The 20,683-nt window shown below is 69.5% G+C and carries 17 protein-coding genes and 1 other RNA gene; 9 read left to right on the top strand and 9 right to left on the bottom strand.

The window, feature by feature from the left end; translation table 11 throughout:
- Positions 1 to 75: 75 nt before the first annotated feature.
- Entirely contained in the window at positions 76 to 789 is a 714-nt protein-coding gene (locus RJQ01_RS08365) for a DUF4191 domain-containing protein (RefSeq protein WP_350476281.1), read from the top strand.
- A 33-nt stretch (positions 790 to 822) separates the two neighbouring features.
- Here the strand turns inward: RJQ01_RS08365 and RJQ01_RS08360 are convergent, their stop codons facing one another.
- Positions 823 to 1,224, bottom strand: coding sequence for an RDD family protein (locus tag RJQ01_RS08360; RefSeq protein ID WP_350476280.1), 402 nt, complete (start codon positions 1,222 to 1,224; stop codon positions 823 to 825).
- Positions 1,225 to 1,297: 73 nt separating this feature from the next.
- Between RJQ01_RS08360 and lipB the strand changes: the two genes are divergently transcribed.
- The 3 genes from lipB (at position 1,298) to glnA (ending at position 4,527) form a co-directional block, all read left to right on the top strand.
- Entirely contained in the window at positions 1,298 to 1,951 is a 654-nt protein-coding gene (lipB, locus tag RJQ01_RS08355) for a lipoyl(octanoyl) transferase LipB (protein ID WP_350476279.1), read from the top strand.
- Complete coding sequence (gene lipA, locus RJQ01_RS08350) at positions 1,948 to 2,949, top strand: lipoyl synthase (RefSeq protein ID WP_350476278.1); 1,002 nt, start codon at positions 1,948 to 1,950, stop codon at positions 2,947 to 2,949. Before lipB ends, lipA begins: the two co-directional genes overlap by 4 nt.
- 153 nt (positions 2,950 to 3,102) lie before the next feature.
- Positions 3,103 to 4,527 carry a type I glutamate--ammonia ligase gene (gene glnA / locus RJQ01_RS08345; protein ID WP_350476277.1) on the top strand — a complete coding sequence of 475 codons (1,425 nt, stop codon included), beginning with the start codon at positions 3,103 to 3,105 and terminating at the stop codon, positions 4,525 to 4,527.
- 115 nt (positions 4,528 to 4,642) lie between these two features.
- On the opposite strand, the gene RJQ01_RS08340 is transcribed toward glnA, so the two are convergent.
- Both RJQ01_RS08340 and RJQ01_RS08335 read right to left on the bottom strand, forming a co-directional pair.
- The gene (locus tag RJQ01_RS08340; RefSeq protein ID WP_350476276.1) at positions 4,643 to 7,561 is read right to left on the bottom strand and encodes a bifunctional [glutamine synthetase] adenylyltransferase/[glutamine synthetase]-adenylyl-L-tyrosine phosphorylase; all 2,919 of its coding nucleotides are present in this window, start codon (positions 7,559 to 7,561) and stop codon (positions 4,643 to 4,645) included.
- Positions 7,562 to 7,579: 18 nt separating this feature from the next.
- Positions 7,580 to 8,917, bottom strand: coding sequence for a glutamine synthetase family protein (locus tag RJQ01_RS08335; RefSeq protein ID WP_350476275.1), 1,338 nt, complete (start codon positions 8,915 to 8,917; stop codon positions 7,580 to 7,582).
- 57 nt (positions 8,918 to 8,974) lie between these two features.
- On the opposite strand from RJQ01_RS08335, the gene RJQ01_RS08330 reads away from it, so the two are divergent.
- Together RJQ01_RS08330 and panB are read left to right on the top strand one after the other, a co-directional pair.
- Positions 8,975 to 10,708, top strand: coding sequence for an NAD+ synthase (locus RJQ01_RS08330; RefSeq protein WP_350476274.1), 1,734 nt, complete (start codon positions 8,975 to 8,977; stop codon positions 10,706 to 10,708).
- Between the two features lie 31 nt (positions 10,709 to 10,739).
- Positions 10,740 to 11,591, top strand: a complete 852-nt coding sequence (gene panB, locus RJQ01_RS08325; protein ID WP_350476273.1) for a 3-methyl-2-oxobutanoate hydroxymethyltransferase — start codon at positions 10,740 to 10,742, stop codon at positions 11,589 to 11,591.
- Here the strand turns inward: panB and RJQ01_RS08320 are convergent.
- On the bottom strand, positions 11,588 to 11,773 hold the full coding sequence (locus RJQ01_RS08320; RefSeq protein ID WP_350476272.1) for a methionine aminopeptidase: 186 nt from the start codon (positions 11,771 to 11,773) through the stop codon (positions 11,588 to 11,590). The two genes, panB and RJQ01_RS08320, sit on opposite strands and share 4 nt — an antisense overlap.
- Positions 11,774 to 11,806: 33 nt before the next feature.
- Between RJQ01_RS08320 and map the strand changes: the two genes are divergently transcribed.
- A complete protein-coding gene (gene map, locus RJQ01_RS08315) occupies positions 11,807 to 12,673 on the top strand; it encodes a type I methionyl aminopeptidase (protein WP_350476271.1) in 867 nt (288 codons plus the stop codon).
- Positions 12,674 to 12,704: 31 nt separating this feature from the next.
- Entirely contained in the window at positions 12,705 to 13,463 is a 759-nt protein-coding gene (ppgK, locus tag RJQ01_RS08310) for a polyphosphate--glucose phosphotransferase (protein WP_350476270.1), read from the top strand.
- 34 nt (positions 13,464 to 13,497) lie between these two features.
- Here ppgK and RJQ01_RS08305 read toward each other — a convergent pair whose 3' ends face one another.
- The gene (locus RJQ01_RS08305) at positions 13,498 to 14,601 is read right to left on the bottom strand and encodes a fatty acid desaturase family protein (protein WP_350476269.1); all 1,104 of its coding nucleotides are present in this window, start codon (positions 14,599 to 14,601) and stop codon (positions 13,498 to 13,500) included.
- A gap of 174 nt (positions 14,602 to 14,775) precedes the next feature.
- On the opposite strand from RJQ01_RS08305, the gene RJQ01_RS08300 reads away from it, so the two are divergent.
- Positions 14,776 to 15,501, top strand: a complete 726-nt coding sequence (locus tag RJQ01_RS08300) for a VIT1/CCC1 transporter family protein (protein ID WP_350476268.1) — start codon at positions 14,776 to 14,778, stop codon at positions 15,499 to 15,501.
- Positions 15,502 to 15,518: 17 nt separating this feature from the next.
- Here the strand turns inward: RJQ01_RS08300 and rnpB are convergent.
- The 4 genes from rnpB to RJQ01_RS08280 all read right to left on the bottom strand — a co-directional run bounded on the left by rnpB (position 15,519) and on the right by RJQ01_RS08280 (position 20,677).
- An RNA gene (rnpB, locus tag RJQ01_RS08295) (RNase P RNA component class A) lies at positions 15,519 to 15,901 on the bottom strand.
- Positions 15,902 to 15,961: 60 nt separating this feature from the next.
- Complete coding sequence (locus tag RJQ01_RS08290; RefSeq protein WP_350476267.1) at positions 15,962 to 16,702, bottom strand: zinc ribbon domain-containing protein; 741 nt, start codon at positions 16,700 to 16,702, stop codon at positions 15,962 to 15,964.
- 4 nt (positions 16,703 to 16,706) lie between these two features.
- A complete protein-coding gene (locus RJQ01_RS08285) occupies positions 16,707 to 17,519 on the bottom strand; it encodes a Nif3-like dinuclear metal center hexameric protein (RefSeq protein WP_350476266.1) in 813 nt (270 codons plus the stop codon).
- Positions 17,516 to 20,677, bottom strand: a complete 3,162-nt coding sequence (locus RJQ01_RS08280) for a cytosine permease (RefSeq protein WP_350476265.1) — start codon at positions 20,675 to 20,677, stop codon at positions 17,516 to 17,518. Before RJQ01_RS08280 ends, RJQ01_RS08285 begins: the two co-directional genes overlap by 4 nt.
- Positions 20,678 to 20,683: the final 6 nt, after the last annotated feature.

Genomic DNA, 20,683 nt, shown 5'->3' with positions numbered 1-20,683 from the left:
GAGCCGGACCAGCCTCATGTCGATCAGGAGGAGCGACCGGTGGGAACCCTCCCGCGGGGGCCTATCCTAGAGACCATGGCACGCACTTCCTCCTCGACTCCCCCCAAAGAGCCCGGCCGCATGAAGCAGATGTGGCAGGTCTTCCAGATGACGCGCCGCATGGACCCCGCATCGCTCTGGCTCATGCTCGCCGGCTTCGTCTTGCCCATCGCCGCGGGCATCGTGCTCGCCATCGTGCTCTCCGGTGACAACGTCATCGGCATCATCCTCTACGTGGTCGCCGGACTCATGGGCGGTCTTCTCGTCTTCCTCATCGTGCTCGGGCGTCGTGCCGAGCGAGTGGCGTATCGGCAGATCGAGGGTCAACCGGGCGCGGTGGGAGCTGTGCTGAAGTCGTCTCTGCGCCGCGCGTGGCAGGCCAGCGAGATGCCCGTGACCGTCTCCCCCCGCACGCAGGACGCTGTCTACCGCGCGGTGGGCAAGCCGGGCGTCGTGCTCATCGGCGAAGGCCCGCAATCCCGCACCCGGCGGATGCTCGAGGACGAGCGCCGCAACGTCAACCGCATCGTTCCCAACGTGCCCGTGCACTTCGTCCACGTCGGGCCCGATGCCGAGTCGACCAAGCTGGAGCGACTCGCGAAGACGCTCAACGGGCACAAGAAAACCCTCACGAAGGCCGAGGTTCTCGCCGTCAACAACCGCCTGAGCTCGCTCAGCAAGTCGTCAAGCCTGCCCATCCCGAAGGGGATCGACCCGACCAAGGTGCGCGCGCCGCGCCAGCCGCGGTAGTCGACGGCCGCGGGAGCCCGACCGGGAGCGGGTTCAGCGACGCAGGAGGATCGTGCCGGCGGCCCGATCGTGCAGGCCGCGCTGGTCGACGTTCCAGAAGACCGCGGGAAGCACGAGCGCGATGAGGGCGGCGCGTACGATCGGCCGCCACACGCCGAGGAGTCCTCCCGCCATGGGAACGACGCGCATCCCGAGCAGAAGGTGGCCCACGCTCGCGTTAACCATGACCGTGAACAGGATCTGCATACCCACGAAGACCGCGAGGGTGGCCAGGGGGTCGTAGTCGAAGAAGGCGACCGAGATGAGCACCGCGATGCCCCAGTCGATCGCGATGCCCCCGAGACGCCGACCGATGCGGGCGACGGAGCGCGGACCGCTCTCGGGCAGACCCAGCCGCTGGCCCGGCCAGTCGGGAAGCTCGCTGTCAGGAGTCACGTCAGCAGTCTAGGAGCGCTCGCCTGCGAGGGCGCTCGCAGGGGTCTCGAAGCAGGGCGCGTACACTGGGCACGTGATCGACTATGTCGTCACGGGGCTAAGCGCCAACTCCGTGCCGTATCTGTCGGGTCTTGAGCAGCAGCGTGCTTTGCACACCGCCGTCGTCGAGGGCCGGGCGCCGGACAGCGTCATGCTGCTCGAGCACGAGAGCGTCTACACGGCCGGCAAGCGCACCGAGCCCCACGAGAGGCCCACCGACGGCACTCCGGTGATCGATGTCGATCGCGGGGGCAAGATCACCTGGCACGGCCCCGGGCAGCTCGTCGGATACCCGATCGTGCGCTTGCGGGAGCCGATCGACGTCGTCTCGTACGTGCGACGGCTCGAGGAGATGCTCATCGCGGTGCTCGGTGATCTCGGCATCGTGGGTGCCGATCGGGTGCCCGGCCGCAGCGGGGTCTGGATGCGCGGCAGCGACAAGATCGCGGCCATCGGCATTCGCGTGGCCCAGGGCGTGACGTCGCACGGCTTCGCGCTCAACTGCTCCAACTCGTTCGAGCCCTACCGCCGCATCATCGCGTGCGGGCTGGATGACGCCGGCGTGACGAGCGTCTCCCACGAGCTCGGGCGCACCGTGACGCCCCGCGATGTTGTCCCGATCATCCAGCAGCACTTCCGCCCACTCGTGCTCGACGCGGTGGGCCGAACCGAGGAGGTTCCCGCATGACTGCCCTGCCCCACGCCCCCACTGAGGGTCGCAAGATGCTGAGGCTCGAGGTGCGCAACGCCGCAACACCGATCGAGAAGAAGCCCGAGTGGATCAAGACCACCGCGAAGATGGGCCCCGAGTTCAGCGCCCTGCGCGCACTCGTGGGTGAGAAGCAGCTGCACACCGTGTGCCAGGAGGCCGGCTGCCCCAACATCTACGAGTGCTGGGAGGACCGCGAGGCCACATTCCTCATCGGCGGCAGCCAGTGCACGCGCCGCTGCGACTTCTGCCAGATCGACACCGGCAAGCCCGCCGACTACGACACCGACGAGCCTCGCCGCGTTGCCGAGTCCGTCGTGGAGATGAACCTTCGCTATGCCACCGTGACCGGCGTAGCGCGCGACGACCTGGCGGACGAGGGAGCCTGGCTGCACGCCGAGACGGTGCGGAAGATCCACGAGCTGAACCCTGGCACGGGAGTTGAGCTGCTCGCGACCGACTTCAGCGGAAACCCCGAGCTTCTGCGGGTCGTGTTCGACTCGCGACCCGAGGTCTTCGCGCACAACGTCGAGACCGTGCCGCGCATCTTCAAGCGCATTCGACCGGCCTTCCGCTACGAGCGGTCGCTCGACGTCATCACGCAGGCGCGCGACTACGGCCTCATCACGAAGTCGAACCTGATCCTCGGCATGGGGGAGACGAGACAGGAAGTGTCGCAGGCCCTGCGCGACCTGCACGCTGCGGGCACCGACATCATCACCATCACCCAATACCTGCGCCCGACCGCACGCCACCATCCGATCGACCGGTGGGTGAAGCCCGAGGAGTTCGTCGAGATCAAGAACGAGGCGGAGGAGATCGGCTTCCTCGGAGTCCTGGCGGGGCCGCTCGTGCGCTCGAGCTACCGCGCCGGCCGCCTCTGGGCGCAGTCGATGGTCGCGAAGGGCAGGCCCATTCCGGAGTCAATGCGGGCGCTCGCCGAGACCACGGGAGCGTTCGCGCAAGCAGTGGGCTGAGCATCCGGGCGGATCGCTCGTCGCCGGGTGAACCGGGTTCGGCGTAACATCCCCGAAACATCAGGGACACTGCAGGGAAACCCCCGAGCCCTAGGTTGGATTCACGGCGCGATCGCGCCCCTTTCCCGTACCAAAGCTCAGGAGATCAGTCACATGTTCAGTGATTCTTCCGAGGTGCTGAAGTTCATCAAGGACACGGACGTCAAGTTCCTCGACATCCGATTCACCGACCTCCCCGGTGTCCAGCAGCACTTCAACATCCCCGCCGCGACGGTCGACGAGGACTTCTTCACCGTCGGCCAGCTCTTCGACGGCTCGTCCATCCGAGGATTCCAGTCGATCCACGAGAGCGACCTGCAGCTCATCCCCGACGTGTCGACCTGCTACGTGGACCCGTTCCGCACCGAGCGCACGCTCATCATGATCTTCGACATCTACAACCCGCGTACGGGCGAGATCTACGGCCGCGACCCGCGCCAGGTGGCCAAGAAGGCCGAGAAGTACCTCGCCTCGACCGGCATCGCCGACACGGCCTTCTTCGCCCCCGAGGCCGAGTTCTACATCTTCGACGACGTCAAGTACGAGGTGAAGCAGAACAAGTCGTACTACGAGGTCGACTCCGGAGAGGCCGCGTGGAATACCGGCCGCACGGAGGAGGGCGGAAACCTCGCCAACAAGACTCCCTACAAGGGCGGCTACTTCCCCGTGACCCCGGTCGACCAGTTCGCCGACCTGCGCGACGACATCGTGATGAAGCTCATCGAGGTCGGTCTCGACGTCGAGCGCAGCCACCACGAGGTCGGCACCGCCGGTCAGGGTGAGATCAACTACAAGTTCGACACGATGGTCTCCGCCGCCGACGACATCCTGAAGTTCAAGTACATCGTCAAGAACACGGCACTCGAGTGGGGCAAGGTCGCGACCTTCATGCCGAAGCCCCTCATGGGCGACAACGGTTCGGGCATGCACACGCACCAGTCACTGTGGAACGGCAGCGAGCCGCTCTTCTACGACGAGGCCGGCTACGGCGGGCTCAGCGACGTCGCTCGCTGGTACATCGGCGGCCTGCTCAAGCACGCCAAGTCGGTCATGGCCTTCACCAACCCGACGGTGAACTCCTACCACCGTTTGATCCCGGGATTCGAGGCTCCTGTGAACCTCGTCTACTCGGCCGGCAACCGCTCCGCCGCCATCCGCATCCCCATCACGGGCACCAACCCGAAGGCGAAGCGCATCGAGTTCCGCGCGCCGGACGCCTCGGGCAACCCGTACCTCGCGTTCGCCGCGCAAATGATGGCAGGCCTGGACGGCATCATCAACAAGATCGAGCCGCACGAGCCCGTCGACAAGGACCTCTACGAGCTGCCGCCCGAGGAGGCGAAGAGCATTCCGCAGGCCCCCGCCTCGCTGGATGCCGCGCTCGACGCCCTCGAGGCCGACCACGAGTTCCTGCTCGCCGGCGGCGTCTTCACCAAGGACGTCATCGAGGCATGGATCGAGTACAAGCGTGAGAAGGAGCTTCTCCCGTTCGCGCAGCGCCCGCACCCGTTCGAGTACGAGATGTACTTCAGCGTGTAGTCGGCGCCACAGCACTGCGAGGGTCTCGTTCCGTCACGGAGCGGGGCCCTCGCGGCGTTTACCCGGTCTCGAGCATGGGTCCGCACCCCAGCGCAACCGCCGGCGTCAAGGGTCGCTACGCATCGTAGAAGCCGCGCTCGAACACCTGGCGGGCGAGGCGAGTCGTGCGCAGGTAGTCCTCCTCGAGCCGCGACGCGCATCCGGGCGGATACCCCATCAGGCGTGCCACCCCCTCGAGCTGGAGGCGTTCGTCAGGGAGCACGTCGACGGTCTTGTTGAGCCACAGCGTGAGTGCGGAGCGCACGCGCGACGCGATGATCCACGCCTCGCGCAGCCGCGCCGCGTCGCCCTCCGTCACCAGGCCCTCGGCAACGACCGCCTCGAGCGCCTCGAGCGTCGAGGTGGTCTTGAGGCCGGGGCGCGCCGCGGCGTGCTGCAGCTGCAGCAGCTGCACGAACCACTCCACGTCGCTCAGCGAGCCGCGGCCAAGCTTGACATGACGTGCCGGATCAGCCGCCTGCGGCAGTCGCTCCGACTCGACGCGCGCCTTGATGCGCCGGACCTCGCGCGCATCGGCGATGGGGAGCGCCGCCGGGTAGCGCACCGTGTCTGCGAGGGCGAGGAAATCCTGACCGAGCGCCTCGTCGCCGGCCACGGCATGGGCCCGCAGGAGCGCCTGCGCCTCCCACGTGAGCGACCACCGGGCGTAGTACGCGCGATAGGCCTCGAGCGAGCGAACGATCGGACCGTTCTTGCCCTCGGGGCGCAGGTCGGCATCGAGGTCCAGCGGGAGACGCAGATCCTCCGTCAGACGCCCCAGCTCGCGCACGATGCGCTCCGCGATCGGCTGCGCGCGATCGCCCGCGCCCGAGTCGCGGTAGACGTAGAGGACGTCGGTGTCGCTGCCGAACCCGAGCTCGCCCCCGCCATAGCGTCCCATCCCGATGATGGCGAACTCGATGCCGTCGTCGTCGGGATGCACGAGCGACAGCACGCCGGTCAGCAGCGCGGTGGTGACCGCGGTCAGGCCGCGTCCGACTTCCTGGATCGTCGACACGTCGAGGATGCCGGAGAGCGCCAGACGAAGAATCTCCCGCTGACGAGCCGTGCGCAACGCCTTCGCCGCCGCGTCATCGTCGCCCTCGTGCCGGGCGACCGTCGCGTACGTCTCCTCGAGCAGGGCATCCAGCGATCGCGGACGCAGCTCGTCATCGTTTTCCAGCCAGGCCGCACCCTCGGGGATGCGCTCGAAGAGCCCCCCGACGTATCGAGACGCTGCCAGCACCTTGGTCAGTCGCTCGGCCGCGCCGCTCGAGTCTCGCAGCATGCGCAAGAACCAGTACGACTCACCCAAAGCCTCACTGAGCTTGCGGAAGGCGAGGAGGCCGTAGTCGGGGTCGGCGCCATCGGCGAGCCACTGCAGGATGACCGGCAGAAGCGTGCGCTGGATCGCGGCGCGGCGCGACACCCCGCTCGTGAGCGCCGCGATGTGCCGCAGCGCGCCTGCCGGGTCGGTGAAGCCGATCGCCGCCAGCCGCGCCTCGGCCTGATCGCTCGTGAGCGCCAGGCCGCCTTCGGGCAGGGATGCGACCGCGGTCAGCAGCGGCCGGTAGAAGAGCTTCTCGTGCAGCGAGCGCACCGCCGATCGCGTGCTATGCCACAGCGCCACGATCTCGTCCGCTGAGGTGGCGAGACCCGAGGCCCGAGCCACCACACGCAGTCGGTTCTCCTCGCGCGGCATGAGGTGCGTACGGCGCAGCTGGTCGAGCTGCACCCGATGCTCCATGACCCGCAGAGTGCGGTAGTCGGTCGAGAACTCAGCGGCCTCGACCCGTCCGATGTAGCCGTGCTCGGCGAGGGCGGCGAGAGCTCCCAGCGTGTCGGGCTGGCGTACGCGATCGTCGTGCAGCCCGTGCACGAGCTGCAGCAGCTGGATGGTGAACTCGATGTCGCGCAGGCCTCCTGGGCCGAGCTTGAGCTGCACATCCAGCTCGTCATCGGGGATGTGCTCTGTCACACGCTCGCGCATTCTCTGCACCGACTCCACGAAGCCGTCCCGCTGCGAGATCGTCCAGACCATCGGGTGGACCGTGTCGCAGTAGCGCTGCCCGAGCTCGCTGTCGCCCGCGAGCGGGCGAGACTTGAGCAACGCCTGGAACTCCCAGCTCTTCGCCCACCGCTCGTAGTACGCACGGTGCGACTCGAGTGTGCGGACGAGCGCGCCGTCCTTGCCCTCGGGCCGCAGATTCGCGTCGACTTCCCACAGCGGGGGCTCGAGCGCCGGGTCCTGAATGCCCCGCGCCGTCTCGGCGGCGAGCCTCGTGGCGATCTCCACGGCCCGCGGCGTCTCCACGCCCTCAGCCGCCTCGGCTACGTAGATGACGTCGACGTCGCTGATGTAGTTGAGCTCGCGTGCCCCCGCCTTGCCCATGCCGATGATCGCGAGCCTCGTCGCGGCAACGTCGTCCGCGGGGAAGGTGGAGGCGCGTCGCGCGAGCACGAGCGCGGCGTCCAGTGCCGCACCCGCGAGATCGGCGAGTCCCGCAGAGACGAGGGGCTGGACCTGCAGCGGGTCGTCCTGCTCCAGATCCCACGCGGCGAGCAGCATGAGATGACGCCGGTAGGCCACCCGGAGGGCGACGCGGCCCTGCTCGATGTCGTCGGTGGCCTCCACCGCGGCGATGAGGTCGGCGCGGTAGGCATCGGATCCGAGCGGACCGGGAGGCGGCTCACGCAGAACGGCGAGCTGCTCAGGATGCCGACGCAGAAAGCCGGCGAAACCCTCGCTTGCCCCGACGACGCGCACCGCGCGCGCGCTCCAGGCAGGGTGCGAGGCGAGCTCGGCGACGTCGTGCGGATGCTGCTCCTGCAGCCGCACGAGGGCCCGCAGCGCTCGATCCGGGTCGGCGGCGAGCCCGAACACCCCGGCATCCTCGGTGGCGATGCCGAGGGTCTCCAAGAGGGTGCGCACCTCGCCCAGGTCGGTGAAGCCGACCCGGGCGAGCTCGGTGAGAGTGGACTGCGGTCGCGTCATGCCGTCAGCTGCCCAGGGTCACAGAATCGGCAGGTTGCTCTCGAGCTCGTAGGGCGTCACCTGCAAGCGGTAGTCGCGCCACTCGCGACGCTTGTTCAGCAGCACGTAGTTGAAGACCTGCTCGCCGAGCGTCTCCGCCACGAGCTCGCTCTCCTCCATGAGCCCGAGCGCCCGATCGAGGCTCGACGGCAGAGCCTTGTAGCCGAGCGCACGACGCTCCGACTCGCTCAGCTCCCACACGGTGTCCTCCGCCTCGGCAGGGAGCTCGTAGCCCTCCTCGATGCCCTTGAGGCCAGCAGCCAGCAGCAGCGAGTAGGCGAGGTACGGGTTCGCCGCGGAGTCGACGCCGCGGTACTCGACGCGCGCGCTCTGCCCCTTGCCGGGCTTGTACAGCGGAACGCGCATGAGCGCCGAGCGGTTGTTGTGCCCCCAGGTCACGTAGCTCGGTGCCTCGTCGCCGCCCCAGATGCGCTTGTAGGAGTTGACGTACTGGTTGGTCACGGCCGTGATCTCCGGCGCGTGATGCAGGATGCCCGCGACGAACTGCCGACCGATCTTGGAGAGCTGGTACTCCCCCGAGGCATCGAAGAACGCGTTCGTGTCGCCCTCGAAGAGCGACATGTGGGTGTGCATGCCCGAGCCGGGCTGATTCGCAAGGGGCTTGGGCATGAACGTGGCGTACACGCCCTGCTCGATCGCGACCTCCTTGACGACGGTGCGGAACGTCATGATGTTGTCGGCCGTCGTCAGGGCGTCGGCGTAGCGCAGATCGATCTCGTTCTGCCCCGGCCCCGCCTCGTGGTGGCTGAACTCGACCGAGATGCCGAGCTCTTCCAGCATGCGCACAGCGCTGCGGCGGAAGTCGTGCGCGGAGCCGCCAGGAACGTTGTCGAAGTAGCCCGCCTGATCGACCGGCTGGGGGCCCTCGGGCCCGTAGGTGGCGCTCTGGAGCAGGTAGAACTCGATCTCGGGATGCGTGTAGAACGTGAAGCCGCGGTCGGCGGCCTTCGCGAGGGTGCGCTTGAGCACGTTGCGCGGGTCCGCGGCCGCCGGCTGACCGTCGGGAGTCGTGATGTCGCAGAACATGCGCGCCGTCGGGTCGACCTCGCCGCGCCAGGGAAGGATCTGGAACGTCGTCGGGTCGGGGTGCGCGAGCACGTCGGCCTCGAAGGCGCGTGTGAAGCCCTCGATGGACGATCCGTCGATGCCGAGCCCCTCCGCGAAGGCGCCTTCGACCTCGGCGGGAGCGATCGCGACGCTCTTGAGAGCACCCACGACATCGGTGAACCAGAGCCTCACGAACTTGACGCCGCGCTCCTCGATCGTGCGAAGAACGAAGTCGCGCTGCTTGTCCATACTGCCCTCTCGTGACGCTCAGAAAGACCGTTCCGGCCCGCCATTAGGCTACTGGGTATGCCCCGACTCCGCTTGGCCCTGGCCCAGTCGAACCCCGTCGTCGGGGACCTTCTCGGCAACAGCGAGCAGATCGTGGAGGCCGCGCGAGCGGCCGCGCGACAGGGTGCGGACATCCTCGTGACCGGCGAGATGGCGCTCACCGGCTACCCCATCGAAGACCTCGCCTCGCGACCCTCCTTCCTGGCTGCCGCCAGCCGGGCCGTTCCCGCTCTCGCCGCGCGCCTGCAGGAGGAGGGCCTGGGGCATCTCGCCGTCGTCGTCGGCCACCCCGCCGGTCCCTTCGCTCCACGCCTGCTCGGCACCTCCAACGCGCCGACCGCGATCGCGCAGAACTGCGCGAGTGTGCTGCAGGGCGGCGCCGTGCTCGCCCGGTACGCGAAGCACCACCTGCCCAACTACTCCGTGTTCGACGAGTACCGCGTGTTCATCCCCGGCGACGAGCTGCTCGTCGTGCGGGTTCGCGGCGTCGACGTCGCGGTCATCGTTTGCGAGGACCTCTGGCGCGACGGCGGCCCGGTCGGTCGCGTGCTCGAAGCCGACGCCGGCGTTCTCGTCGTTCTCAACGCGAGCCCGTTCGAGCGCGACAAGGACGAAGTGAGGTTGCCGCTCGTGACGCGGCGGGCGACCGAGACCGACACGGTCGTCGCGTACGTGAACATCGTCGGCGGCCAGGACGACCTCGTCTTCGACGGGGACAGCGTCGTGGTGGACGGCAGCGGCCGGATCCTCGCGCGCGCCCCGCAGTTCGCCGAGCATCTGCTGGTCGTCGATGTGGATGCGGCCGAGGCCGCCCAGACGGAGCTTCCCCCCGCGGTGCGGCGCGTCGAGCTCGCCGCCGCAGACACCCCCGACCAGCCGCCGCTCGAGGCCGACATCGCCGAGCTCGCGGACACCCGCGAGCAGGTCTGGGACGCTCTCGTCACCGGCACGCGCGACTACGTGCGCAAGAACGGCTTCCGCAGCGTCGTGCTCGGGCTCTCCGGCGGCATCGACTCGAGCGTGTGCGCCGCGATCGCGGCGGACGCCATCGGAGCCGAGAACGTGCACGGCGTCTCCATGCCGTCGCAGTGGAGCTCGGACCACTCCCGCTCCGACGCCCGCGACCTCGCCGAGCGGCTCGGCCTGCCCTACTCGGTCGAGCCCATCGCCGACCTCGTCACGCCGGTCGAGACCCAGCTGAAGCTCGACGGCGTCGCTGCCGAGAACCTGCAGGCGCGCCTCCGCGGCGTCATCCTCATGGGGCTCTCCAACATGCACGGGCACCTCGTGCTCACGACCGGCAACAAGACCGAGCTCGCGGTCGGGTACTCGACGATCTACGGCGACTCGGTCGGCGGGTTCGCGCCCATCAAGGACGTACCGAAGCTGCTCGTGTGGGAGCTCGCGCGGTGGCGCAACGATCTGGCCGCCGCGCGCGGTGAGACGCCCCCGATTCCGCAGGGCTCGATCGACAAGCCGCCGAGCGCCGAGCTGCGCCCCGACCAGACCGACCAGGACACCCTGCCGCCCTACGAGGTGCTCGATGCGATCCTCGAGGCCTACGTCACGCAGTCCCTCGGCCACGACGACGTCATCGCACTCGGATTCGACCGGGAGACCGTCGACTTCGTGACGGGCCTCGTCGACCGTGCCGAGTGGAAGCGCCGCCAAGGCGCGATCGGGCCGAAGATCTCGGGTATGGCGTTCGGGCGCGACCGCCGCCTGCCCATTACGTACCGGCCGACCGAGTAGCTGCCTCGCAGGGCGGGTCTAGGCTGTCGGCATGGCTGAGGCATCACCGAAGAGAGTCCGCACCCGCCACTTCGCCCGCGCGAAAGAGCTGGGCATCAAGATCACCGGCCTCACGTCGTACGACGTGCTCACGGCGCAGATCTTCGACGAGGCCGGAATCGACTTCCTGCTCGTCGGCGACTCGGCGGGCAACACCGTGCTCGGCTACGACACGACCCTGCCCGTCACAATCGATGACCTCATCCCTCTCACGCGCGGCGTCGTGCACGGCGTCAAGCGCGCGCTCGTCGTCGCGGATATGCCGTTCGGCTCGTACGAGACCGGCCCCGATGAGGCCCTGCACACCGCGTTTCGCTTCATGAAGGAGACGGGGGCGCACGCCGTGAAGCTCGAAGGCGGGGTGCGGTCTGCTGAGCAGATCCGCCGCATCGTCGAGGCGGGCATACCCGTCATGGCGCACATCGGCTTCACCCCGCAGAGCGAGCACGGTCTCGGGGGCCACGTCATCCAGGGGCGCGGCGCGGCGGCCGAGCAGCTGCTCGCCGACGCGCGTGCGGTCGAGGAGGCCGGCGCCTTCGCGGTCGTGCTCGAGATGGTGCCCGCCGAGGCTGCGCAGCGCGTGACGGCCGAGCTGAGCATCCCGACCATCAGTGTCGGCGGCGGCCCGCACTGCGACGGCCAGCTCGTCGTATGGACCGACTGGGCGGGGCTCGGCGGCGGCCGCATTCCGAAGTTTGTGAAGCAGTATGCGAACCTGCGGCAGGTGCTCACGGATGCCGCTCTCGCGTACAAGGCCGACGTCGAGTCGGGCGCCTACCCCGGCGAAGAGCACAGCTACAGCGACGCCACCGCTGAGCAGGCGCTACAGGAGCGCGCCAACTAGCGCTCCTCCGCCTCCTCAGCGGCCCAGGCACGCGCGCGCTCGGCGGCGATCTCGGGGGCGCGGCGCGCCTCGGCCTCGGTCACGTAGGGGCCGTCGCGGTCGGAGCCGAGCGACTGCATGCCCTGCTCGACCTCGCCTGTCCTGTGGTTGTACCACCACTGCGGCTGCTCGTCGTGTGCCATGGGGCACTCCTCTCGCTCGGTAGACTCGACCCTATGCCCCGCGACAGTTCCGGTCACCTCGTCGCCGGGCGACTCTCAGCGCAGCGCGGCGTGCCCGCGAGCATCCCGCGCCCCGAGTACGTGGGCAAAGCCGAGCCGAGCCCGCACGAGGGCGGCGACGTCTACGACGCGGAGACGATCGAGCGCATCCGCGCCGCGGGCCGCATCGCGGCCGGCGCGATCGAGGCGGCGGGGGCCGCGATCGCCCCCGGCGTGACGACAGACGAGCTCGACCGCATCGCCCACGAGTACGTCGTCGACCACGGTGCGTACCCCTCCACCCTCGGCTACCGCGGCTACCCGAAGTCCTGTTGCACGAGCCTCAACGAGGTCATCTGCCACGGCATCCCCGACGACACCGAGATCGCCGAGGGCGACCTGGTCAACATCGACATCACCGCGTTCAAGGACGGCGTGCACGGCGACCTGAACCGCTCCTTCCTGGTCGGCGATGCGAGCGAGGATGCCCGGCTCCTCGTCGAGCGCACCGAGGAGGCTCTGCGGCGCGGCATCAAGGCGGTCGCCCCCGGGCGCCAGATTAACGTCATCGGCCGCGCGATCGAGGCGTACGCGAAGCGCTTCGGCTACGGCGTCGTGCGCGACTTCACCGGGCACGGCGTCGGCCGCTCCTTCCACAGCGGCCTCATCGTGCCGCACTACGACGCCGCCCCGCAGTACTCGACCGTCATGGAGCCCGGCATGGTCTTCACGATCGAACCCATGCTCACGCTCGGCACGATCGAGTGGGATCTGTGGCCCGACGACTGGACGGTCACGACGAAGGACAAGCAGCTGACGGCGCAGTTCGAGCACACGCTCGTCGTCACCGAGCGCGGCGCGGAGATCCTCACACTGCCGTGAGTCCCGCATCCCCGAGCGAAGGAACCCCATCATGAGCCACGCGATCGGCATCGACATCGGCGGCACCGGCATCAAGGGCGCGATCGTCGACCTCGACTCCGGCGAGCTCGCAAGCGAGCGGGTCAAGCGCTCGACCCCGGAAGACGGCGAGCCGGACGGCATCATCGAGACCGTGCGCGAGATCGTGCTGGAGCTCGACGACGAGCTCGACGCAGGCCTCTCCGTCCCGCTCGGGGTCTGCTTTCCGGCCATCGTGCTGGAGGGCCGCACACTGTCGGCCGCCAATGTGAGCGACGCGTGGATCGGTCTCCATGCCGACTCCGCCTTCGGCGAGGCGCTGGGCCGTGACATCCACTTCGTCAACGACGCGGATGCGGCCGGCTTCGCCGAGGCACGGTTCGGCGCCGCGCGCGAAGTGCGCGGGCTCGTGATCATGACGACTCTCGGCACGGGGATCGGCAGCGCGCTCCTTCACCGCGGCGTGCTCATCCCGAACAGCGAGCTCGGCCACCTCGAGATCGACGGGGAAGACGCCGAGGGCCGCGCGGCGAACTCCGCCCGCGAGCGCGAGGAGCTGAGCTTCGAGGAGTGGGCGCAGCGACTCCAGCGCTTCTACAGCCACGTCGAGTTCCTGTTCTCGCCGAGCCTTTTCGTCGTCGGCGGGGGCATCTCGAAGAGCCATGAGGAGTTTCTCCCCCTGCTCGACCTGCGCGCCCCGATCGTGCCGGCGGAGCTGCGCAACAACGCGGGCATCATCGGCGCGGCGGCACTCGCGGCCGCCGACGCCTAGCCGACGAGCACGCGCTCGTGGGCGCCCGTGCGGGTCACGCGCGGCGGAAGCGGTTCACCATCGGGCAGTCGAACGGGTCGCGCGCCGCGAGGCCCACCTCGTTGAGGTACCGGATGACGATGCGATAGGACTCGAGGATGCCCGTCTCGGTGTAGGGGATGCCGAGTGTGCGGGAGTGCTCTCGCACGATCTCGGCGGCACGCCGCAGTGCGGGGCGAGGCATGTTGGGGAAAAGGTGGTGCTCGATCTGGTAGTTGAGACCGCCGAACATCGCCGTCGACCACCATCCGCCGCGCAGATTGCGCGAGGTCACGACCTGGCGAGTGAGGAAGTCGAGGTCGCTATCCGCGGGCAGAATCGGCATGCCTTTGTGGTTGGGCGCGAAGGAGGCGCCCATGTACACGCCGAAGACGGCGAGCTGAACGCCGAGGAAGGCGAAGGCCATGCCGAGGGGCAGCGCCCAGAAGACCACCGCGACGTACAGGCTCAGCCGAGCGGCGATGAGCCCGAGCTCGAGGAAGCGTCCCTCCACCCGGCCTCGGTCGAAGAGCGTGATGATCGACCGCAGATGGAGGTTCAGGCCCTCGAGGGTGAGCAGAGGGAAGAACAGGTAGCCCTGCTTGCGGGTGATGAGCGCCATCGCCCCTGTCGACTTCGCGGCATCCTCGGGGAGGAAGGTGATCGTGTCGGGCGCGATGTCGGGGTCGAGACCCTTCTGGTTGGGCTTCGCGTGGTGGCGAGAGTGCTTGTGCATCCACCAGTGGTAGCTGATGCCCACGACGCCGGCCGCGAGGATGCGGCCGAGGCGGTCGTTGGCGAGCCCCGACGTGAAGATCTGACGGTGCGACGCCTCGTGGGTCACGAACGCGATCTGGGTGAGGACGATGCCGAGGCCGGCGGCGATGAGCAACTGGTACCAGCTGTCACCCAGCAGTACGAAGCCCGCGACGAGACCGCCGAGGGCGAGCGCGAGGCCGGCGAAGACGGCATAGTAGAACCCGGTGCGACGTCGCAGAAGACCGCTGTCGCGTACTGTGCGCATGAGGCCGCTGTAGGTGCTGGTGGGACCCACCGCGTTCGGATCACGAGCGGTCGTGCGGCGCACAGCACCGGGTGTGGACGACGAGGTAGAGGACATGACGGCCTTCGGAGTCGAAACGCGACTTCCCAGCCGGCAGGAGGACGGGCAGTTGCCCGGTAGATGTTCCCCAGCGTAGGCGCCGAACCTTGGGGTTTCATGCCGTTATGGGCGTGTTGTACATGTCGCTGCGAGCATGGAGAGTGTGCAGGGCCACCGTGATTGACTGACGTCATGACCACCGACGCACCAGCGCAGCACGAGAACGAGCCGCACCAGCAGGACGGCTACAGCGACCGCATCAATCGGTTGCGTGCTGGCGTGCTGGGAGCCAACGACGGCATCGTCTCCGTGGCGGCCGTCGTCGTCGGAGTCGCCGGTGCGACGACGGAGACCGGCCCGGTACTGGCCGCGGGGATCGCAGCGGTGGTCGGCGGTGCGATCTCGATGGCTCTCGGCGAGTTCGTCTCCGTGTCCAGCGCGCGCGACAGCCAGACCGCGCTCATCGCGAAAGAACGGCGCGAGCTCACTGAGTCTCCCGAGGACGAGCTCGCCGAGCTTGCCGCGATCTACCGCGGCAAGGGCCTGAGCGACGAGACCTCGCAACGCGTGGCCGAGGAGCTGACCGAGCACGACGCGCTCGCTGCGCACCTGGAGGCAGAGCTGCACATCGACGAGCGCGAGGTGCTCAAGCCCTGGCAGGCAGCGCGCGCTTCCGGCCTCGCCTTCCTGCTCGGCGCGGTGCTGCCCATGTTCGCGATCACGGTGCCGCCGATCGACGTGCGCATTCCGATCACGTTCGCGGCGACGCTTCTCGCGCTCGCCCTCACGGGAGCCCTCGGCGCGCGACTCGGCGGCAGCGCCTGGCTGCGCCCCACCGTTCGTGTCGTGGTCGGTGGCGCGATCGCGTTGATCGTGACCTTCGCGATCGGTGCGCTCCTCGGCACGACGATCGTCTGACCCCGGCCGAGGCGGGGCAAGTGGGTCGGCCGATACGCCGGGTTCTGTTCCAGGAATCGCTTCCCTTCGACGGCCATCTCTCTCAGGACTACGTTGCCGCAGCCCTCCAGCGGTCTACCCGACACCTCGGCGAGCCGCGTCATCGGTGTCTGTCTGACCTTGCTCCGGGCGAGGTTTGCCCAGCGAGCCCGATCACTCGGGCCCCTGGTGGTCTCTTACACCACCGTTTCACCCTTACCGCCGGCCGAGGCCGGAGGCGGTCTGCTCTCTGTTGCACTGTTCTCGCGCATCTCTGCGGGTGGGTGTTACCCACCGCCCTGCTCTGCGGAGCCCGGACGTTCCTCGGCGGAGGCGTTCCCCTTGCGGGGCATCCCTCCGACGCGACCGTCTGGCCGGCCCACTTGCGTAAGACAGGCTACCGCGCTGAGCCTCGGTACGGCCCTTCGGTCGATCGTGCGCGTCAGAGACCCGATTCGCCCGTGCGCACGAGGATCGCGTTCGAGTCAGGGCACAGCAGCACGGCGTCGGGCGCGGCCGTCCGCACGGCCTCCAGGTCGCTGCCCGTCAGTTCGACACCGCTCGCACTGGAGACTCGAGCACGCAGGTGCGAGGCTCCCACGCCGTAGCGCTCGCGCTGCTTCTCGTACAGCGCGAGAAGATCCGCCGGGATGCTCGCCGAGAGCGTCTCCCGTTGCGAAAGCACCTCGGCCCGCTCTGCGTGGAGCGCAGACAGCGCGGCATCATGGAGGGCCTGAGCCGCGGCGAGACGCTCGGCGTGGTCGCGGTGCTGAGCCTCGGCCGCCTGCACCGTGAGCTCGAGCACCTCCACCCGCTCCATGACGGCGAGCTGGATCTCCTCCAGGTCGCTCAGGCGGGTGCGCAGCGAGGCGACCTCGTGCTCGAGCCCCTGGATGTCCTTCACCGAGGAGCTCGACTGCAGGCGGTCGGTGTCGCGCGCGATGCGCTTCTCGACAAGATCGACGTCGGACTCGACTCGGCCCAGTTCGGTGCGCGAGTCGTCGAGCTCTCCGCGGGCATCGACGAGCGTCGTGCGCACCGCCTCCGCCTCACCCGTCACGGCCTCCAGCGTGTCGCGCTCGGGGAGGGTCTTCTCGCGATACGCGAGCTGCTGCAGATGAGTGTCGAAAGCCTGCAAGTCGAGCAAGAGTGCCTGGGTCTCGCGAGGTGCGGTGAGGGCCATGTGACTACTGAACCACAACGAAGTCCCACGGGTCCGTGCGCAGCTCGCTCACGACCACGTCGACGCCCGGAAGTGCCGCGCGCAGCTCTGCCGCGGCTGTGTCGAGCCACAGCCACTCGCTGGCCCAGTGCGACACGTCGATGAGCGCGGGCCCGCCGGCGACCCTGGCCGTCTCAAGCGCCTCGCTCGCGGGATGGTGCCGCAGATCGGAGGTGATGTACACGTCGCTCGCGCGCACCGCGTCCTCGGCGAGCAGAGAGTCGCCCGCTCCCCCGCACAGCGCCACGCGCTCCACGCGACGGTCGTAGTCGCCACCGACGCGCACGCCCCCGGCCGTCGCCGGCAGCAGCGTCGCGAGAGTGCGGGCGAGTTCACCGAGGGTCGTCGCCGCCGGCAGCGAACCCGTTCGGCCGAGCCCGGTGCCGTCCGGGCGCTCGGCGATGGCCTCGACCTCGCTCAGCCCGAGGAGAGCGGCGATGCGGCCGCTCGTGCCGGTCGCGACGACGTCGGCGTTGGTGTGGGCGGCGACGAGGGCGCATCCTGCCCGGATGAGCCGGGCGAGCATGGCGCCCTTCGCGGTCGACTCCGCGACCGTCGTCACGCCGCGCATGAGCAGAGGGTGGTGCACGAGCAGGAGGTCGTGGTCGCCCTCGACGGCCTCGTCCACCGTCACTCCGACGGCGTCCACGGCGAGCAGGATGCGCGAGACGCCCGCAGCGGGGTCACCGCTCAGGAGCCCGGGTGCGTCCCACTCCTCGGCGCCGTGCGCGGGCCAGAGCCCCTCGATCACGTCGAGCACGTCGAGCAGCGTTGTCACGGGGTGCGCTCCGCGCCGGCGACGACGGTCGAGATCGTCCCGGTGCTCGCCTCGCCCGGCACGGAGTCGACGCCGGGGCTCGTCGTCGGCAGGGTCGTGCCAGATGCGGCGCGCTCCGCGCGCTGCAGTCGACGGAGACCGGGCACACCGGCCACGAGAGGTGTGAGCAGACCAAGCCCCAGCGCGAGCGCCACACCCACGTCACTGGTGAGCAGCGCGTCGTCCACCGGTAGCTCGATGAGGCTCCAGAGGTAGCCCTGCCACTGCAGACCCGCGACCGCCGCAGTCGTGAAGCCCCAGCCGATTGCGGTCGCGACGACGAGCATGACGAAGTTCACCCAGCGAATCGCCGGGTAGATGCCGCCCCCGCGCAGCAGCGACGGAGCATGCAGGCGACCGGATCGGGTCGCTGCGCGCAGGATGATCTCCGCCCCGAAGATTCCCACCCATGCCGCGATGGGCACCGCGAGCGTCGTCAGCACATCGCGGAACAGGGTGTCCAGGTCGGTGAGGACGAGCAGCAGCGCCGCCAGTAGCGCCCCGGAGACCACCACGAGAACGAGCACGGCCAGCGGTCGAGGCATGCGGGCACCCAAGGCCTGCACCGCGAATCCCCCGGAGTACAGCGCGAGAGCAGCGGCGCAGACGAGACTCAGCGCGATCGCCGCGATGAGAGGTATCGGGTACCAGAGCGGCAGCAGCCGCGAGAGCAAGTCGACAGGATTCGCCACGAGTCCCTCGGCGATGAACGGATTCGATGCCGCGAGCACGGCGCCCCAGCCGATGAGCAGGAACGACGGGATCGTGGCCCCGAACGTGGCCCACAGGACTGCGGCTGCGCCGCTCGTGCCCGTCGCCTGATAGCGAGCGACGTCGCCACTGCCGTGTGCCCAGGCGAGCCCGACGACACTGAACACCAGGATCGCGCCTGTGGTCAGCAGCGTCCACGGGCCGTCGGCGACGGAGAGCGCCAGATCGAGGTCGACGTAGTCGACCGTGAGAACGATGATGCCGACGACGAGGATGCCGGCAAGCACGCTCACCACGGCACTCACCACCGCGATCATGCCGAAGCCGAACCCCGCGATGAGCGCCGCGGCGATCAGACCCACACCCGCGGCGATGAGAGAGAGCTCGAGCCGGCCGAGTGCCGTCACGACCTGCCCGCCCACCAAGACCTCCGCGACGCCCGCGGCGAGCATCCAGAGCAGAGCTGAAGCCCAGAGCGCACGGCTCACGACGGCGACGACCGCGGGCACGGCATTGCCCACCGTGCCGAACGTCGCCCGCGAGATGATCACGGTCGGCTGGCCGCTCCACTTGCTCGCGAGCGTGCCGAGCCCCAGCGGCAAGAATGACACGGCCACGCCGACGAGCGTCGCGAGAATCGCCTGCCGCAAGCTCATCCCGAGCGAGAACACCACCGCACCGAGGCCGATGCTCACGACGGAGGCGTTCACGGCGAACCACAGCCAGAACAGGCGCACCGAGGCGCCGGCGCGCTGCTCGGCCGGAGTCGGCTCAAGACCCGTCGGCTCGACGCGACCCGCAGGAGGCGCGCTCGGCTCGACGAGGTCGGACCTCAGCGCCGCCTCTGCGGGAGGCACCGTCGAGGCCGTCGCGGCAACGGCGGCGCCGGCGGCCGCCGCCTCGGTAAGGCGGAGGCTCTCGGCCGTGTCGAGCTCGGGCTCGGGCTCGGGCTCCCGCAGCAGATCCTCGAAACCGAGGGCCTCTGGCGCATCCCGCTCGGTCGTCGCGGAGCCCGCAGCAGACTCCTCGTCGGCGAGAGGACCGGTCGGGTTGTCGACCCGCTCCTGCGTGCCCCCGCGCTCCTGCACGGGATCGCCGCCGGTATTCTCTGCGGCCTCGGCGGCCACAGCGGCACCGAAGATCGCTTCGAGACTGGTCGGTCCGGTGAGAGCTTCGGGGTCGACGGACTGCGCGGCGACTGGCTCGGGCTCGACGAGGGGCGGAGGCGCGTCCTGATCCGCGGGTGCCGAGGAGGGAGGCGGCACATCGGCCGCCGTCGCGCCGAAGGGCGGAGGCGCGTCGGCGAGTGCGAGGTCCAGCTCCGGTCCGCTCTGCGGAGGAGCAGAGTCGGCCGCCGCCGGACCGGCCACAGGCTGGTCGGCGGGCCCACGATCGGCGGGCACAGGATCGGCGGGCGCGGTCGAGGGTGGCGCGGGTGCCGCGGATTCCTCCGATGGGGGCGCCTGATCCGCCAGAGGGCTGCGCGGTGCACCCTGCGCGACGGCCCCACCGACGACGGGTATCGAGCCAGTGAACTGCGCCCGCACTTCGGCGACGAGCGGCTCGGCCTCCGGGCCCGCCGTCTCTCGCACCTGGCGCTCCCACTCCCCTAGGCGCTCAACCTCGGCCTCGCGAAGCCGAAGCTGCTGCTCGAGCAGATCGAGCAGTGCGCTCGTGTCGTGATCGGGAGAATCGAGGTTCGCCGCAGCCAGCAGCTGCTCGTCCGTCATGGATTCGCGGCGAGGCGGAGCCGGAATGCCCGGCGACTCGTCCTCGTCGGGACGGCCCGCAGTCGGCACCTCATCGGGCTCGGGCGAGGCGGACTGCGCCACCGGGAAAGGCTGCGGTGCGACGGGGGGCTGGGATGTACCGCTCGGCGCGCGCTCCGCGGGGGGCAGCGGCTCCGCCGGCACGGCGCGCGAGGGCGAGTAGTTCGGCTCGCTCTGCGGCACCGTCGCCGCGGCGCCGTCACGCGGCTGATCCGCACTCGGAGCCTGGGGCGCAGCGGACCACCATGTCGAGGGCCCGGGCGCGGGCGGCGCTGCGGGCGCGGGCTCGGACGAAGCGCGGTACGAGGATGGAGGCGCAGCGGAACCGGCGGGCGATGCTGAGGCCGCCTGCGGAGCGGACTCGGCAGGAGGAGCCGACTGCGCGGTCGCGGCGGACTCCGTCACGCCGGGTTCGGCCACCGCAGGCTCTGCAGGCCTCTCCGGCTCGCTCTCGGCACGCCGCGGCGGCGGCGTCCACCGTCGGAACTCTTGGGCGAGCGCTCCCGCAAGGGCATCATCATCTGTCGCGCTCGCGTCGTGCTGAGCATCCGCGGGCGGGGGCGTGTAGGTCGAGCGCCGCGGCCCGGGTGGCTCCCTCAACGTGTCGTCTTCCTCGGGCGGCTGCTGCTCGTCGACCATGCCCCG

Origin of the sequence: Microcella sp. (assembly GCF_040286215.1) — a bacterium.
GTDB lineage: Bacteria > Actinomycetota > Actinomycetes > Actinomycetales > Microbacteriaceae > Microcella.
The sequence above is the reverse complement of the archived record's forward strand: the minus strand, read 5'-3'. Positions and strand labels throughout refer to the sequence as shown.